The sequence below is a fragment of the Candidatus Sodalis endolongispinus genome, from assembly GCF_018777395.1.
Lineage (GTDB): Bacteria > Pseudomonadota > Gammaproteobacteria > Enterobacterales > Enterobacteriaceae > Sodalis_B > Sodalis_B endolongispinus.
Genome location: NZ_JAFJYC010000001.1, coordinates 40,850 through 56,754, shown reverse-complemented (window position 1 = coordinate 56,754; position 15,905 = coordinate 40,850). Strand labels below are relative to the sequence as shown.

Sequence of the window (15,905 nt, the reverse complement as noted above, 5' to 3'; positions counted from 1 at the left end):
CCTCAGCATGATACAGGGACCTTATCTTATGCCGCGATAACGCCGTCCGCCTTCAATTACTGACCGTCAAACGCTGCATTGCGGTTTTTTTTTCAAGGTTTTGCCACCTGTTACCAAATTTGCGGAGAAGATCACAAGGCGCAGCCCGGCGGCGGGTTGTTAAAGGTGAGCAATATTGCTTTTGTGATCGACTTCACATTCAACTTGACGATTTTGCCAGCCCGCGATAACCGGTGGCAGCCACCGGAAGGTGGCGCCTGCGGATCCTGCCTACACTGCCAGCCAGCGTAGTGACGAGGACAAGGACTATGGCGGTGCGAAATGTGATAGCGGTCGATCTGGGCGCCACCAGCGGCCGAGTCATGCAGGCGGTCTGGGATGACGTCGCGCAGCAAATAAGCCTGAAGGAAGTACACCGATTCGCTAACGGCTTTGTACAGCAGCAAGGGGCGGATTGTTGGGATCTGGATCGACTGGAGCAGTCGATCCTCGACGGTATCGGTCAGTTGGATCGCGCCGGCACGATCATCGACAGCATCGGCATCGATACCTGGGGAGTGGATTATGTCCTGCTCGACCAGGCGGGTGAGCGCGTGGAGCCGGCGGTCAGTTACCGCGATCATCGCACTGATGGCGTCATGGCGCAGGTAAGCGCCGATCTGGGCCGGGAAGAAATCTACCGACGCACCGGGATCCAATTTCTGCCGTTCAACACCCTCTATCAGTTGAAAGCCTGGCGGCAGCGGCAGCCGCAGGAGGCGGCGAAGGTCGCGCACCTGCTGCTGATCCCAGATTATTTTCATTACCTGCTAACCGGTGCGCTTAATTGGGAATATACCAACGCGAGCACCACGCAGTTGCTTAATGTGGCGACGGGCGACTGGGATCATACCTTGCTGGCGTATCTCGGGCTTCCCCGAAGCTGGTTCGGGACCCTACGCCAACCGGGTAATACGCCCGGTTATTGGTTCAGTCCCTCCGGGCAGCGAATACCGGTCATCGCCGTGGCGAACCACGATACTGCCAGCGCGGTGGTCGCCTCGCCGCTGCAAGACGAAAGCTGCGTCTACCTCAGTTCCGGCACCTGGTCGCTCATGGGCGTGGAGAGTCGCACCCCCATTAGCGATAGTCGCGCGCTGGCGTTGAATATCACTAATGAAGGCGGTGTGGACGGCCGCTACCGGGTGTTGAAAAACATTATGGTCCTGTGGCTGCTGAACCGCATTACGCAAGAGCTGGCGATAGCCGAACTGCCGGCGCTGCTGGAAGCGGCCGCCACCCCGCCGCCTTTTACCAGTCTGATAAATCCTAACGATGAACGCTTTATTAACCCTCCCTCAATGGTGGAGGCCATACGCCAGGCGTGCCGCGAGCGCCAGCAGCCGGTACCGCAAGAGGCCGCGGCGCTGGCGCGCTGCATTCTCGACAGCCTGGCGATGCTCTATCGCCAGGTGCTGCTCGAACTGGGCGCGCTGCGCGGCATTTCCCCGTCCCGGCTGCATATCGTCGGCGGCGGCAGCCAAAACCGCTGGCTCAACCAACTGACCGCCGATTGCTGCCAGTTGCCGGTGTCTGCTGGGCCAGTGGAGGCGTCGACGCTTGGCTATGTGGGATGTCAGCTCATGGCGCTAAACGAGGTGGCGGATGTCGCGGCCTGGCGCCGGATCTTAACGCGCAGTTTCCCGCTGGCGCACTACCAGCCCAGCCCGATACCTGATTTTGCCCATCATTGGCAGCGCTTCCAGGCGCTTTGCCATACGCAATAGGAAATCCTGTTATGAACTCATCCCTTGAACAAGCCTGGCAATTGGCCAGGCAGCGCTACGCCGACATCGATGTCAACGTGGAGCAGGCGCTGGCGCTGCTTGATACGCTGCCCGTTTCCATGCATTGCTGGCAGGGCGACGATGTCGCCGGCTTTGAGGATCCCTCCGTCGCCCTGACGGGGTGGATCCAGGCTACCGGCAATTATCCCGGCAAAGCGACCAACGCCCGGCAGTTGCGTGCCGATCTGGAGCAGGCGTTCAGCCTGATTCCGGGACCGAAGCGGCTCAATTTGCACGCAATCTACCTAGAGGCGGAGCAACCGGTGGCGCGTAACGCCATTGAGCCGGCGCATTTCGCCCGCTGGATCGCCTGGGCGCGGGAACACCAGTTGGGACTGGATTTTAATCCCACCTGCTTTTCCCATCCGTTAAGCGCCGATGGCTTTACCCTTTCCCATGCCGATGACAATATTCGCCAGTTTTAGATTGAGCATTGCCAGGCAAGTCGTCGCATTTCTGCCTATTTCGGCCGCGAACTGGGAACGGCATCGGTAATGAATATCTGGGTCCCGGACGGGATGAAAGATCTCACCGTCGATCGCCTGGGGCCGCGTGAACGGCTGATGGCGGCGCTTGATACGGTATTGGCGGGGAAATTGGACCCACGCCATCATATCGACGCGGTGTAAAGTAAATTATTTGGTATTGGCGCGGAAAGCTACACCGTCGGGTAGGCGGAATTTTATCTTGCCTACGCCACCAGCCGCGTGACCGCGCTGTGCATGGATGCCGGTCATTTCCATCCCACCGAAGTCATCTCCGACAAGATTTCAAGCGTGAGCCTGTTTGTGCCGCGTTTGCTACTGCACGTTAGCCGGCCGGTGCGCTGGGATAGCGATCACGTGGTGCTGCTGGATGATGAAACTCAGGCTATCGCCAATGAGATTGTGCGGCAGAAATTGTTTAGCCGGGTTCATATCGGCCTGGATTTCTTTGATGCCTCCATAAACCGCATCGCCGGTTAGAGCTGGAGGGGGATTATACGGCGCGTCTGGCGCTGCTGGAGGAGCAAAAATCGCTGCCGTGGCAGGCGGTATGGGATCGCTATTGCCAACAACATCACGTACCGGTGGGCAGATATTGGCTGTCGTCGGTGCGCGACTATGAACAATCCGTTTTACGTCAACGCTGAGGATATTTGATTATGAAATCATTACTTTCTTCCTGGTTCGTACAGGGCATGGTCAAAGCGACCAGCGATATGTGGCTCAAAGGCTGGGACGAGCGCAACGGCGGTAACGTAAGCCTGCGCCTGACGCCCGAGGATGTCGCGCCCTACCGGGCGGAATTTAATCCGCAGCCGCGCAGCGAAACGTTATCTGCGCCGGTGCCGGCGCTGGCCGGCAGTTATTTTCTGGTCACCGGCTCCGGCAAGTTTTTCCGCAACGTACAGCTCTCGCCCGCCGACAGTTTGACGCTGCTGCAACTTAATGAGGAGGGCACCGGTTACCGTATTCTGTGGGGGCTTATCGCGGGGGGATTGCCTACCTCCGAGCTGGCCACCCACCTTCAGTCCCACGCCGTGCGCAAGCAGGTCACGGACGGCGGCGATCGGGACATCATGCACTGCCATGCCACTAACCTTATCGCCTTGAGCTACGTGCTGGAGCTGGATACCGCCCGCTTTACCCGCGAGTTGTGGGAAGGCAGCGCCGAATGTCTGGTGGTGTTCCCCGACGGGGTAGGCATCATTCCCTGGATGGTCCCCGGCACCGACGGTATTGGCGCCGCTACCTCGGAAAAAATGCACGCGCATTCGCTGGTGCTCTGGCCTTTTCACGGTATTTTCTCCAGCGGTCCCTCGTTGGATGACGCTTTCGGCCTGATCGATACCGCGGAAAAATCCGCCGAGGTGATGGTGAAAGTCCGCGCGATGGTGGGCAAAAAGCAGACCATCATCCGCGCTGAACTCGTCGCGCTCGGCGAGCGTTTCGGCGTGACGCCGATGGCGGCGGCGCTGGACGTTGAGTCGCGTTGAACGGGGAAATGTAATGATAAGAAAAGCCTTTGTTATGCAGGTCAATCCCGAAGCGCATCAGGAGTATGAACGCCGGCACAATTCGATCTGGCCTGAGCTGGCGCAGACTCTAAAGCAGCACGGCGCCCATCACTACAGTATTTTTCTTGATGAACAGCGCCATCTGCTGTTCGCCTATGTAGAGATGGAATCCGAAGTGCGCTGGAACGCGGTGGCGGAGACGGAGGTTTGCCAGCGCTGGTGGCGCCATATGACCGACGTCATGCCCGCCAACGCCGATAACAGCCCCATCAGCGCGACGCTGCGGCCGGTGTTTTACCTGGAGTAAGCCGGTCCCACGGCAGCGGCGGGAGGGACGCGCCGTTGCCGCCAGTGATAACACCGCCACTGTTGCGGGCCGGGACACCCTGCTGCGAGCTGTGGCCGTGCCGCCTGTGCCGGCCATGACGCCGCAGGCGGAGCGGGGAGGGCGTTGCTGAAGACGCCACAGGTGGAGTGACGGGGGGCTGCCATTACGCCACAGGCGCAGTGCCGAGGGTGTCGGTGATGGCGCCACAGGTAGAGCGACGGGGGTGTCGGCCATGGCGCCACAGGCGGAGCGGCGAGGGTGCCGAAGCGTTACTCGGGAAACTGCTCGAGCCAGCTTTCCAGGATGATCACCGCCGACCCCGCGTCGACTTTGCCCTTCTCCAGCGCGCGAAAGCCGCCGCGCTCAAACAGACCCGCGCGGGCTTCGACGGTGCTGAGGCGCTCATCGTGCAACACCACCTGAACGCCGAAGCGGCCGTGCAGCCGGTTGGCAAATTTGCGTGCCCGGGCGGTCAGCGGCTGTTCGCTGCCGTCCATATTTAGCGGTAAACCCACCACCACCGTTTCCGGCCGCCATTCATTTAGTAATTTTTCGATCTGTTGCCAGTCAGGTACGCCCTCGCGGGCCTTAAACGCCGTCAGCGGCCGGGCGGTACAGGTTATACGCTGGCCAGTAGCCACGCCGATGCTACGCGTACCAAAATCGAACGCCATGATGCTGCTGGCGGCGTCCATCAGGCATGACCCGCCTGGTTGGCGATATTGTGAATATCGATGCCCAAGGTCTTGGCCGCTTCGCGCCAGCGGGCGGCGATGGGGGTATGGAACAGGATCTCGCTGTCGGCAGGGGTGGTAAGCCAGGCGTTTTCCATTAGCTCGCGCTCCAGCTGCCCCTGTTCCCAGCCGGAGTAGCCCAGCGCCACCAACACATCGTCGGGCTGATCGGCGGTGCCGAGCGTCTCCAGCACGTCCTTGGACGTGGTTATCATCGTTTGCGGCGAGATGCCGATACTGGAGCCGAACCCGTCGCGCGGCGTGTGCAGAATAAAGCCGCGGTCATCCGCCAGCTGGCCGCCGGCGAACACCGGTTTATCCAGCCGAATGGCCGGATCGCGGTCGGCAGGCATGATCTTGAGCTTGTGCAGCACGTTTTCCACGGTGAACTGCTCGACGGGCTTGTTGATGACGATACCCATGGCGCCGTCACTGTTGTGCTCGCAGATGTAGACTACCGAGCGTTTGAATAACGGATCCTGCAACGAGGGCATGGCGATAAGAAAATGGTGCTGTAAATTCATGCTTTAATTAGGCAACATCAGTAAGTTTAAAAAATAGACGGTGTTCAGTATGCGGCAAACTGGGGATAAGTCACTGGCCGCAAGCGAAATCGGATTGCGGCCACGTCACACACATCAGCGTTGTTGCGCCGCCAGACGTTTTTCAATGGCGTCCATTAGCATACAGGTGATGGAAACGGGGAAGGCAGCTTCGATTTCCCGCACGCAGGTGGGGCTGGTGACATTGATCTCGGTCAGGCAATCGCCGATGATATCCAGACCGACAAAAATCAGCCCTTTCTTTTTCAGCACCGGCGCCACGTCGCGGGCGATTTTCCAGTCGCTGTCGCTGAGCGGGCGTGCCTCGCCGCGCCCGCCGGCCGCCAGATTGCCGCGGGTTTCGCCGCTTTTGGGAATGCGCGCCAGGCAGTAGGGGACCGGTTCGCCGTCCACCACCAGCACCCGCTTATCACCGTCCTTAATGGCCGGCAGATAATTTTGCGCCATGCAAAAGTGACGGCCGTAACCGGTCAGGGTTTCAACAATGACCGTCAGGTTGGGATCGTCTTGCTTGACGCGAAAAATCGACGTACCGCCCATGCCGTCCAACGGTTTCAGGATGATATCGCCGTGCTCTCGCCAGAAAGCGCGGATGTGATCGTCCCGGCGGCTTACCAGCGTATCCGGCGTATGGCGCGCGAACCAGGCGGTAAACAGTTTCTCGTTACAGTCCCGCAGGCTCTGCGGTTTGTTGACGATGAGCGCCCCTTCATCTTCCGCACGTTCCAGGATATAGGTGGCATAAATAAATTCGGTATCGAAAGGCGGATCCTTGCGCATTAAGATGACATCCAGTTCGCCCAGATTGATGTCCTGTTCGCCGTTAAAACTGTACCAGGCATCATAATCCTGCTTTACCGACAGCAAACGGGTGGAGGCCCGCGCCTCGACGCCGCGCAGATACAGGGAGCTCATCTCCATGTAGTGAATTTCGTAGCCGCGGCTTTGTGCTTCCAGCAGCATGGCGAAGCTGCTGTCTTTTTTGATATTGATGGTGGAAATCGGGTCCATCACGATGCCAAGCTTAATCATTGTCTTCTCCTTTATCCCAAATCGCCGAAACGCACCTGCAGGGCGGTGATGGCGGTGGTCTCAGTGCGTAGCACCCGTGGCCCCAGCAGAATATCGGTAAACCCATCATTGGCGGTCAATGCAATCTCCTCCGCCGACAGGCCGCCCTCAGGCCCAATCAGCAGACGAATGCCGTGCGTCGGCAGAGTATTAATGCTCTGTTCGGCGCGGGGATGCAAATTAAGTTTCAACCCCGCTTCCTGCTCCGCACACCAAGCCTCGAGTGTCATCGCCGGGCGGATCTCTCCGCCAGGCGATTGCGGCCGCACTGCTCACAGGCCCCGATGGCGATTTTGCGCCACTGCTGCAGCTTTTTCTCCAGCCGCTCGCCCTCCAGCTTGACGCCACAGCGCGCCGAAAACAATGGGGTGATCACATTTACCCCCAATTCGATGGATTTTTGGATGGTGAATTCCATTTTCTCCCCGCGTGACATCACCTGTCCCAGATGCAGATGCAGCGGCGATTCGCGATCTTCCCTCTGTGCGGCCAGCACGGTGGCCTCGACGCCCTTTTTGTCTACCCGGGTCAACCGGGCCGCAAACACGTGATTGCTGCCGTCAAACAGCGCTATCGGCGCGTCGACGGTCATGCGCAGCACCCGGCTCACATGATGCGCAGCCTCCTCACCCAGCGCGAGGACGGTGCCGACGGCCAACGGTGCCGGATGATATATTCGAGGTATTCGCATAAGACGTGGTTTCAGTCCTGGTTGTCTTGCCGCTTGCGGCGGGCTTGCCCCCTGCCGGAACGGCCGGCGGAGCGATACTAGTGTAGAGCAGCGCTTTTAAAGGCTGCAAGCCCGCTGAACGTATAGATTGGGGTTGCCCTGAACCGCGGCGATCCGCTGGTTGCGCTTGCATTCCCATTCGGTCACCGGATAGGCACGATCCCATACCTCAAACAGCTGGGTCTGCGCCCGGGAAAGACGTAATTGATAACGATCGCGCATGTAGAAATAGGTGCGGGCGATAGCGCCGCGGGCACGGGCCGGCGGCTCAGCCTGCTTGTTTTTGAAATCGATTTTCATTTCACAGCGGCCGTATTGACCCCCTCCGCCGCGCCACTGGCTGTACTGGTAGTTGCCGCGATCGCCATTGACCTCGCCGATCGCGGGCTGCAAGTTATGCAGGTCAGTTTCAATTTGCCGATACACCGGGTCTTTGGCGCAGTTTTTACGCACGCCGTTTTGCCAGCATTGGCGCTGATGACCGAATTCCCAAGCCGCTACCACATGTTCCCATTCGATGCGGTTGGCGCGCAGCTCGCTTTTACGCACCTGATAGCCGCAGGACGCCAGATCCGGGATGCCCTTTTTGCCCTGCCAGTTGATGCGGCAACCACAATAAAAAGTACCGGGCGCGTCGCGATTGATTTTCACCGCTGCCGCTTTTGCCTGGTTAAAATTGGTGATCTCATGCACCTTGGCCGCGGCGGGAAAGGAAAAGGTAAGTAAGGCGACGGCCAGCAGGCCGAAAATTTTCTGCAGCATATCAGTGTGTTCAATTTGGAAAATCGCAGATTACCTAATTGCGTCGAGACAGGCAAATCGAACGCGCGCCGCGCCGTCAGGTGGAAATCAGGGGAAGCATTGGCGGACTATTACCGTTCCGTACCGGTCGCCTCGGGCTGCAAGATGTCGCCGCAGCGGCGGCAACGGTATTGGGTTTCGCCGCGTATAACGCGGTTATGGCGGCGTACGGTTAGGGCATGTTGCTGGCAGCCGCAGCGGTAGGGAAAGATAGATTTACGCACCGCCGCCGAATCGAATTCATGGGTGCGGCGGGCGGGCGTTTGCAACACGGTCATCATCATCCAGCGCCACTCCCGGCCGTGGGGCGCGACCCGGCCAAATTGGCGATACACCAGCAGATGCGCCAACTCGTGCGGCACCACTTCGTCGATAAAACGTTGCTGATTCTCCAGCAATAACTGCGGGTTCAGGCGGATTTCCCAGCGCTCCAGCCAGGCGTTACCGGCGGAGGTACCGCGCTGTTGAAAGCTTATCGCCGGTTCGGGAAAGGTACAGTCAAAATACTCCCCTGCCTGTGCGAGCTTGGCCCGCAGGCACTGCATGACGCCCTGCTGCAGGGCGATAGGGATGCGTAACGGTTTCATATTCGCCAGCCTAATCGTCGGCGCCAAAGGATGCAACCCTATGGCAACACCAGGCGACGACACGCGGCGAGACCTGGCTACATAAGGTCATAACCACGCCGCCGCGCGCCAAGGGTACAGGGTATATCCAGGGAAGGTTTTCGGGCAAAAAAACGCCGCCGTCCAGTCGGGGCGGCGGCGTTTTGGCCACAGACGTAAGCGGTCAGTCCCGCGCGCCGATTTCGCGCAGCGTTTTGCCGGTCATCAGGTTACGTTCGATATGCTCAAGGGAAACGTTTTTGGTTTCCGGAATCAGCATAATGGTCAATACGATAAACAGAACGTTAAGCGCGCCGTAGACCCAGAAGGTGTTGGCATTACCCAGCGTTTCCAGCATGGTCAGGAAGGTGGCCCCGACTATCATGTTGGCAATCCAGTTGGTGGCGGTGGAGACGGTGATACCGAAGTCGCGCCCTTTCAGCGGCTGGATTTCGGAACACAATACCCAAATCAGCGGGCCGGCGCTCATGGCGAAACCGACGATAAACAACATCAGCATGACAATCGCAAAGTATTTTTGGAAGTCGGTGTCGACGCCCAGATGCAGCAGCGTCCCTAGCACACCCATGCCGACCGACATAACCAGAAAACCGAGTTTCAGGGTCGGTTTACGACCCCAGCGATCCACCAGCCCGATGGCGATAAATGTCGCCAGTACGTTGACCAACCCGACAATCACCGTTCCCCACATTTGGTTGGCGGTACTGGTAAAACCGGCGATACCGAAGATTTTCGGCGCGTAATACATAATGACATTCATACCGGTGAACTGCTGCATCACCTGCAACAGGACGCCGAGAAATACCGCGCGGCGGAAATTGGCGTTGTCTTTAAACAGTGCCCAGCCGCTTTGTTTGATTTTCAAACTTTCGCGGATCTCCTCCAGCTCCTTGCGCACTTGTTCGCTGGAGCTACGCAGCATATCCAGCACTTTCTGCGCTTCATGGTAACGTCCACGGGCCGCAAGCCAGCGCGGGCTTCCCGGCAAAAACAAGACGCCGATAAACAGCAGCACCGCGGGGATGGTGATGATGCCCAGCATCCAGCGCCAGGATCCGCTATAGCTGAAAGCGGTATCAGACAGGTAGGCTGCTAAAATCCCGATGGTGATCATCAACTGATACATGGAAATCATCGAGCCGCGGATCTTTTCCGGCGCGATTTCCGACAAATAAAGCGGTGCGGTATAGGAGGCAATCCCGACCGCCAGACCCAGCAGAATACGGGCGATGATAAGGGATTCTACATTGGGCGATAGCGCCGACCACAGCGAACCGATAATGAACAAAACGGCGCCAGTAAGCAGACTGAATTTCCGCCCCAGCTTGGCCGACATCCAGCCCGCGGCGACTGCGCCTACCGCGGCGCCAAACATCATGGAACTGACGACCCATTCCTGTTGATGGTTATCGATGTGCAAATCTGCAGACAAAAAAGGCAGCGCGCCGGCGATGACACCAATATCCAGTCCAAATAGCAGGCCGGCCAAAGCCGCCATAAAACAAACAAAAAAAGTAAAACGAGCATGGGATCTGCCGGGTTTACGTGTGGCAGTACTCATAATGCCTCCGTGTACTACGTAAATTAATAATTATGAATGTTATGTAAATGTATGCTGACAAAGTGTGAAGTCAATCACAATTATGTGATCGGTTACATCCTCTCATCACTGTCCATCAGCATATTCATCCGTAGCGTAATGCGATGCCCCGCTAATATAGGGCATTAAGAGGCGTTGTCATCGGGAATAATCCGGATGTCATATTCATTTTGTAACGATTTTGAAATTTAAATTTATTTTGGCGACATGACTTTTTTAATATTCTGATTATAAATGATAATTGATTTGTAATCGGTTCCAAAAAAGAGCGTAATCTGTCTTAAACAGCCGCGTTTTTTAGTGTAGATGAAACAAAAATTTTCGCTCAATAAGTTTTAATGGACTTAAACGGAGCGACTGGAGTGTATTCACGGCGGCATAAGGCTATGGGTGCGTTCAAACGTAATCAGTGGCGACATAAGTACTATCAGGACAGTTTCGGTGCACTCACGATGGCATAACAGGCATCAAGACGACATTACCTGCGGACAAGACAACCCCTTACCTGTGGGCGTGACAAACCTTACCTGCGGACAAGACAACCCCTTACCTGTGGGCGTGACAACCCCTTACCTGCGGGCATGACAACCCCTTACCTGCGGACAAGACAGCACCTTACCTGCGGACAAGACAACCCCTTACCTGCGGGCATGACAACCCCTTACCTGTGGGCATAACAACCTCTTGCCTGAGGGCATAAAAAACGGCGATCGTTACGATCGCCGTTGCGGTGTAGCGGTGATTACGGCTGCTATGAGCGCGACAACGTGCGTTATTTCAGGCCGGCGGCGTCACGCAGCAGTTCAGCTTTATCGGTCTTCTCCCACGGGAAATGCTCGCGGCCGAAGTGGCCGTAGGCCGCAGTTTCACGATAGATGGGTTGCAGCAGATCCAGCATGGTGATAAGCCCGTAAGGACTCAGGTCGAAAAACTCGCGCACCAACGCCGTCAGATTATCCGCCGGGATCTTTTCAGTGCCGAAGGTTTCGATGGTGATGGAGGTCGGCTCCGCCACGCCGATGGCGTAGGACACCTGGATTTCACAGCGTTCGGCCAGACCGGCTGCAACGATGTTTTTTGCCACGTAGCGCGCGGCATAGGCGGCTGAGCGGTCCACCTTGGACGGATCCTTGCCGGAGAAGGCGCCACCGCCGTGACGGGCCATGCCGCCGTAAGTGTCGACAATGATCTTGCGGCCGGTCAGACCGCAATCGCCCATCGGGCCGCCGATGACAAAGCGGCCGGTCGGGTTGATAAAATACTTGGTCTGGGCGGAGAGCCATTCCGCGGGCAGAACCGGCTTGATGATCTCTTCCATCACCGCTTCTTTCAACTGCGGCAGGGCGATATCTTCGGCATGCTGGGTCGACAGCACCACGGCGTCGATACCCACCACCTTGCCGTTGTCGTAGGCGAAGGTGACCTGGCTTTTGGCGTCCGGACGCAGCCAGGGCAGGGTCCCGTTTTTCCGCACCTGTGACTGGCGCGCCACCAGACGGTGCGCGTAAGTGATCGGCGCCGGCATCAGCACATCGGTTTCATTGGTGGCGTAGCCGAACATCAGCCCCTGGTCGCCCGCGCCCTGTTCCAGCGGATCGGTGCGATCCACGCCCTGGTTAATATCCGGAGACTGTTTACCAATGGCGCTCAGCACGGCGAAAGAGTTAGCGTCAAACCCTATATCCGAATGGATGTAACCGATCTCGCGGATAGTGCTGCGCGTCAATTCTTCGATATCCACCCAGGCGCTGGTGGTGATTTCGCCGCCCACTAGGACCATGCCGGTCTTAACATAGGTTTCGCAGGCGACGCGCGCCTTGGGATCCTGCGCCAGAATGGCGTCCAGCACGGCGTCGGAAATCTGGTCAGCGATTTTATCAGAATGCCCTTCTGAAACAGATTCAGATGTAAATAGGTGTTTAGCCATTGGTCTTTTTACCTTTGGATGCGGGTTGGAAATGACTGCGTGGCGCTGGGGACTGGGCACCCGCACTGCACGATGCCCTGATGATGACGGTACGCGCCATGCTGCCTCCCCCTGAAACTGTCGTTCAGCAGTAAAACAGTTAATCAGTATAGATGGATTAACTTCTGGATGGCTATTTTAGGGTAGGGTCTTGGTTGAACGCCAGTAATTTTTTGGCTGAAATAAGTCAGCCTGATACTACAAAGGACAAAAAAACGTCAATAAAGTGACATAGGCCAATTTCATTTTGCTTTTTTCCCCCTGTGGCGGTATAAAATCGCGCGTGCTAACATCAGGTAACGTAAAAATTAACCGAAAAAGCGCGCAAACCTTTTACACTCAATTTCCGGCCCCGGTTGCGGACCGTGTTTGCTTAGGAGACAGGATTTATGACGCGTACGATGCCAGTCGTTTCTGCCCCCCGTCTCCCGTGTGCGGCGCGTCGGGCCGCATGCGCCACCGGCGCCGCGTGTATCCTTTCTTGTCGAAGACGCCGCCCGACCGGAGCGGCTCAGGATGACCGGGCCGGCTAAGTGCCGCGGGTTTCTGATCACGGGTCAGTCGGCCTTTCATGCGATCCTAATTGATGGCGTTCCGCCATCCTGTAGCACGGAGTTCACCAAGGTGTTTTACAATTACTGTCTGGATAGACCGGGCGCCGGCGGCGTTCGGCGACGTTTCTTGCCGCTTTCGTTGCGCGCGGGCGGGCAGGGTTCCGTTGCCGGCGCTTACCCGATGGGGGCCGGCAAGCGGGCTTCGCGTGCGGAAGGATGCCGTCATGACTGACTCGCGACCGAACCCGGAGCCGCGCCGCGCGGCTCGACAAGACACTTTGCGCTCAATGCAGGAGGTAGCCATGAACGACAGCGACGCCAGTAAAATGCTGCGAACCTATAACGTCACGCACTGGGGCAATAACTACTATGACGTCAATGAGTTAGGTCATATTAGCGTTTGCCCGGATCCGGACTTCCCCGAAGCGTGCGTCGATCTGGCCGAATTGGTGAAACAGCGTCACCTATGCCAACGGCAGCAAGTTCGATCATGGCACCATGTTTTATCATGCGCCAAACGAAGGGTTAATCAGCCCCGCGCATTCGGTGCAGATAGGCATCCGCACCGAGTTTGAACGCGATAACGGTTTCACCGTGCTGGACGCGGGACAGGTTAATGACCGCGGCGTTGATGATATTCTGGCGCAGGTGAAGCAGATTGTGGGTGACCTGCCGGTCTATTTGACCTTTGATATCGACTGTCTCGATCCTTCGGCGGCGCCCGGCACCGGCACGCCGGTTATCGGCGGCCTGACCAGCGATCGGGCGTTGAAGCTGGTGCGCGGGCTGCAACCGCTGAATATCGTCGGTATGGACATCGTCGAAGTCGCGTCGGCCTACGATCAGGCGCAGATCACCGCGCTGGCCGCCGCCACGCTGGCGCTGGAAATGCTTTGCATCCAGGGCGCCAAGCGGGGCGACGACTGACGGGAAAGGCGGTGCGTTGGAAAACCCCGGGATTTTGCCAGCAGGCGCCAAGTGTGCGCTAGACGCCGGACTTGGCGACGTCCGCTTCTGCGCCCACCGTGGCAAACGGCTTGACCTGTCCGCATTCGCCTATGCCGCAGGCGGCCGCGCCGTTTGCCCGCGGGTGAGTTCTAATTCAATAACAGCAGGAACGACAAGTCGTCGCCATAATTCAGTTTATCGATGAGCGCATCAAGCTGGGGCCGGAAATGGGCGGAGTGCATCGTCACGGTAGCGTAGTGACTAAAAATTAACTGAACCGCTTCTTCCGATACGGCGCGGCCACGAACCGACTGCACCGATAGCAGGGTTTTCAGGTAGAAAAAATCGATAAAATAGTAATATAAATTTCTTAAGCTATGGCTAAGATCCTTTAAGCCAAATGTCGTGTGATGGAACTGATACAAGAAGTAATTCTTTAAGACGTGCGGCGCGGCCAGGCAACTGTCATTAAGCAGTTTTCTCCATTCATCATCCAATATTTGCCAATTCTCGGGCATAGCCGCCTGCAACGTTTCGTCTTGCAGACCAAAAAATTGCATGGTATCGCCAACCGAGGAAAGTAAATGTTGTCGCGATCGTCCCGAGTTGGTGAAAAAACGCAGCATCACCAAAAGCAAGGAGAATTTGAAGTGGTGTCTGGCCGGTGTGGTGATAGCCTTTCTTTTTTGATTAATCTGGCCGTCGGTCAACTCCTTGACGAGCGAATTAAAGAGACTTTCCACCCGAGGGTAATTCTCCTCCACCCGATAATTTAGCGATTGTAAGAAGATCATAAACTGTACTAAGGCATACAGGTTGTCTTCGATAAAGGGGCTGTGCGCCATAATCAGATGGCGGCAGAATAATTGAATAATCTGCTGCTCCTGGGTAACGTCTGATCTTGCCCGCCATCTCCGTACAGCTTTTGTATCTTAAGTTAACGAAGCCCGCTGCCGCCGGTATTCTCTCGGAGAGTGATATCCCAGCGCGCTGTACGGATGGTTTTCATTGTAATGCGTGAAAGCTGCTGCAAGGTTTCGCAGGGCTGCTCACCGCTGTTGTGCAGGGCTCAAGATCCAGTTCTCTGGCGAACCTCTGCGTTTCATGCGCGGTATACGCTGAACCGTTGTCCGTCAACCACTGCACCGCTGTATCGGGTAACCTGTCGCCGAAGCGCTTTTCTACCGACATCAGCATCACATCCTGCACGGTCGAACTGTCGTAGCCTACAGTGCTCGCAGACCAGTCTATGGCCTCTCTGTCGCAGCAGTCCAGTGCGAAGGTGACCCGCAGTTTTTCACCGTTGTCGCAGCCGAACTCGAAGCCATCTGAACACCAGCGCATATCGCTTTCTGCCACCGCGATCCTGCCCTTATGCTCACGCCTCGGCCGCTCTGGTTTTCAATGTAATAACAGCAGGTTATGCTCACACATGATCCTGTAAAGTCGTTTCGCATTTACCGGCGGCAGTCCCTCTGCGCGACGTTGTTTACACAGGATGCCCCACACCCGCCGATAGCCGTAGCTGGGCATATCGCTGATGATGTCGAGGATGTCCGACAGTATTTCAGCGTCTGCTTCGTCATTACGCCGGTTACAGCGCCTGTCCTGCCAGTCGGCAGAACGCTTAATCCGCAGTGACAGCGGCGCACGCGACCCGCTCATGGCGCGGCTGACCTGTGCTATTCCCCGGCCTTTGGCAACAAGGGCGCGTGCGCTATCCATTTTCGTGACTGGCCGTACTCCACGGCTTCTTTTAGGATCTCAACCTCCATCGTCTTCTTACCCAGAAGGCGCTGGAGCTCCCGGACCTGCTTCAATGCAGCTGCAAGCTCAGAGGCAGGAACAACGTCCTCCCCGGCAGCCACGGCGGTGAGGCTGCCTTCCTGATATTGCTTTTTCCACTTAAACAGCAGGCTGGGCTGGATACCGTGCAGTCGTGCGAGATGGGAGACATTCATGCCGGGCTCCATCCTCTGCTGAATAATGGCCATTTTTTCCTGAGGAGTTTTACGTTTACGGACTTCTTGACCTAACGGGATCCCGGTCATATCAAAATTGGCGTTAGTGTTAGACATATATTCAAGCCTATCTCTTATCTGGAGATACAGCTACTGTCTGGTGTTTCAGGGGGATAAATCACAGGCGAATCTCGTCTT

At 57.0% G+C, this 15,905-nt stretch carries 11 protein-coding genes and 5 pseudogenes; 6 read left to right on the top strand and 10 right to left on the bottom strand.

The window, feature by feature from the left end; all coding sequences use genetic code 11:
* The first annotated feature begins 308 nt into the window (after positions 1 to 308).
* The 4 genes and pseudogenes from rhaB (at position 309) to rhaM (ending at position 4,132) form a co-directional block, all read left to right on the top strand.
* Positions 309 to 1,766 (top strand): rhamnulokinase, encoded by a 1,458-nt coding sequence (gene rhaB / locus JZM24_RS00280; RefSeq protein ID WP_215668184.1) that lies wholly within the window; start codon positions 309 to 311, stop codon positions 1,764 to 1,766.
* Between the two features lie 11 nt (positions 1,767 to 1,777).
* Positions 1,778 to 2,958, top strand: a pseudogene (locus tag JZM24_RS00275) (L-rhamnose isomerase).
* Positions 2,959 to 2,970: 12 nt separating this feature from the next.
* Positions 2,971 to 3,804 carry a rhamnulose-1-phosphate aldolase gene (gene rhaD / locus JZM24_RS00270; protein WP_215668183.1) on the top strand — a complete coding sequence of 278 codons (834 nt, stop codon included), beginning with the start codon at positions 2,971 to 2,973 and terminating at the stop codon, positions 3,802 to 3,804.
* 13 nt (positions 3,805 to 3,817) lie between these two features.
* Entirely contained in the window at positions 3,818 to 4,132 is a 315-nt protein-coding gene (gene rhaM / locus JZM24_RS00265) for an L-rhamnose mutarotase (RefSeq protein ID WP_215668182.1), read from the top strand.
* A 290-nt stretch (positions 4,133 to 4,422) separates the two neighbouring features.
* Here rhaM and ruvX read toward each other — a convergent pair whose 3' ends face one another.
* The 8 genes and pseudogenes from ruvX to metK all read right to left on the bottom strand — a co-directional run bounded on the left by ruvX (position 4,423) and on the right by metK (position 12,205).
* On the bottom strand, positions 4,423 to 4,848 hold the full coding sequence (gene ruvX, locus JZM24_RS00260) for a Holliday junction resolvase RuvX (protein WP_215668181.1): 426 nt from the start codon (positions 4,846 to 4,848) through the stop codon (positions 4,423 to 4,425).
* A complete protein-coding gene (locus JZM24_RS00255) occupies positions 4,848 to 5,411 on the bottom strand; it encodes a YqgE/AlgH family protein (RefSeq protein ID WP_215668180.1) in 564 nt (187 codons plus the stop codon). The genes ruvX and JZM24_RS00255 overlap by 1 nt, the downstream gene beginning before the upstream one ends.
* A gap of 114 nt (positions 5,412 to 5,525) precedes the next feature.
* Entirely contained in the window at positions 5,526 to 6,482 is a 957-nt protein-coding gene (gene gshB, locus JZM24_RS00250; protein WP_215668179.1) for a glutathione synthase, read from the bottom strand.
* 11 nt (positions 6,483 to 6,493) lie between these two features.
* Positions 6,494 to 7,212: pseudogene (gene rsmE, locus JZM24_RS00245) on the bottom strand (16S rRNA (uracil(1498)-N(3))-methyltransferase).
* Between the two features lie 96 nt (positions 7,213 to 7,308).
* Complete coding sequence (endA, locus tag JZM24_RS00240) at positions 7,309 to 8,013, bottom strand: deoxyribonuclease I (RefSeq protein ID WP_215668178.1); 705 nt, start codon at positions 8,011 to 8,013, stop codon at positions 7,309 to 7,311.
* A gap of 110 nt (positions 8,014 to 8,123) precedes the next feature.
* Complete coding sequence (locus JZM24_RS00235; RefSeq protein ID WP_215668177.1) at positions 8,124 to 8,639, bottom strand: SprT family zinc-dependent metalloprotease; 516 nt, start codon at positions 8,637 to 8,639, stop codon at positions 8,124 to 8,126.
* A 202-nt stretch (positions 8,640 to 8,841) separates the two neighbouring features.
* Positions 8,842 to 10,239 (bottom strand): sugar porter family MFS transporter, encoded by a 1,398-nt coding sequence (locus tag JZM24_RS00230; protein ID WP_215668176.1) that lies wholly within the window; start codon positions 10,237 to 10,239, stop codon positions 8,842 to 8,844.
* An 811-nt stretch (positions 10,240 to 11,050) separates the two neighbouring features.
* A complete protein-coding gene (gene metK / locus JZM24_RS00225) occupies positions 11,051 to 12,205 on the bottom strand; it encodes a methionine adenosyltransferase (RefSeq protein ID WP_215668175.1) in 1,155 nt (384 codons plus the stop codon).
* A gap of 817 nt (positions 12,206 to 13,022) precedes the next feature.
* Between metK and JZM24_RS00220 the strand changes: the two are divergent.
* Both JZM24_RS00220 and JZM24_RS00215 read left to right on the top strand, forming a co-directional pair.
* Positions 13,023 to 13,259 (top strand): annotated as a pseudogene (locus JZM24_RS00220) (arginine decarboxylase); the annotation flags it as partial.
* Between the two features lies 1 nt (position 13,260).
* Positions 13,261 to 13,725: pseudogene (locus JZM24_RS00215) on the top strand (arginase family protein); the annotation flags it as partial.
* A gap of 170 nt (positions 13,726 to 13,895) precedes the next feature.
* Here the strand turns inward: JZM24_RS00215 and JZM24_RS00210 are convergent.
* Together JZM24_RS00210 and JZM24_RS00205 are read right to left on the bottom strand one after the other, a co-directional pair.
* Entirely contained in the window at positions 13,896 to 14,618 is a 723-nt protein-coding gene (locus JZM24_RS00210) for a hypothetical protein (RefSeq protein WP_512699066.1), read from the bottom strand.
* A 60-nt stretch (positions 14,619 to 14,678) separates the two neighbouring features.
* Positions 14,679 to 15,797 (bottom strand): annotated as a pseudogene (locus tag JZM24_RS00205) (IS3 family transposase).
* Between the last annotated feature and the right edge of the window lie 108 nt (positions 15,798 to 15,905).

Excerpts from the sequence above, each read along its gene's own strand:
- ruvX (WP_215668181.1), bottom strand. The coding sequence starts at position 4,848 with ATGGACGCCGCCAGCAGCATCATGGCGTTCGATTTTGGTACGCGTAGC.
- endA (WP_215668178.1), bottom strand. The coding sequence starts at position 8,013 with ATGCTGCAGAAAATTTTCGGCCTGCTGGCCGTCGCCTTACTTACCTTT.
- JZM24_RS00255 (WP_215668180.1), bottom strand. The coding sequence starts at position 5,411 with ATGAATTTACAGCACCATTTTCTTATCGCCATGCCCTCGTTGCAGGAT.
- JZM24_RS00230 (WP_215668176.1), bottom strand. The coding sequence starts at position 10,239 with ATGAGTACTGCCACACGTAAACCCGGCAGATCCCATGCTCGTTTTACT.
- JZM24_RS00235 (WP_215668177.1), bottom strand. The coding sequence starts at position 8,639 with ATGAAACCGTTACGCATCCCTATCGCCCTGCAGCAGGGCGTCATGCAG.
- rhaD (WP_215668183.1), top strand. The coding sequence starts at position 2,971 with ATGAAATCATTACTTTCTTCCTGGTTCGTACAGGGCATGGTCAAAGCG.
- rhaM (WP_215668182.1), top strand. The coding sequence starts at position 3,818 with ATGATAAGAAAAGCCTTTGTTATGCAGGTCAATCCCGAAGCGCATCAG.
- gshB (WP_215668179.1), bottom strand. The coding sequence starts at position 6,482 with ATGATTAAGCTTGGCATCGTGATGGACCCGATTTCCACCATCAATATC.
- metK (WP_215668175.1), bottom strand. The coding sequence starts at position 12,205 with ATGGCTAAACACCTATTTACATCTGAATCTGTTTCAGAAGGGCATTCT.
- rhaB (WP_215668184.1), top strand. The coding sequence starts at position 309 with ATGGCGGTGCGAAATGTGATAGCGGTCGATCTGGGCGCCACCAGCGGC.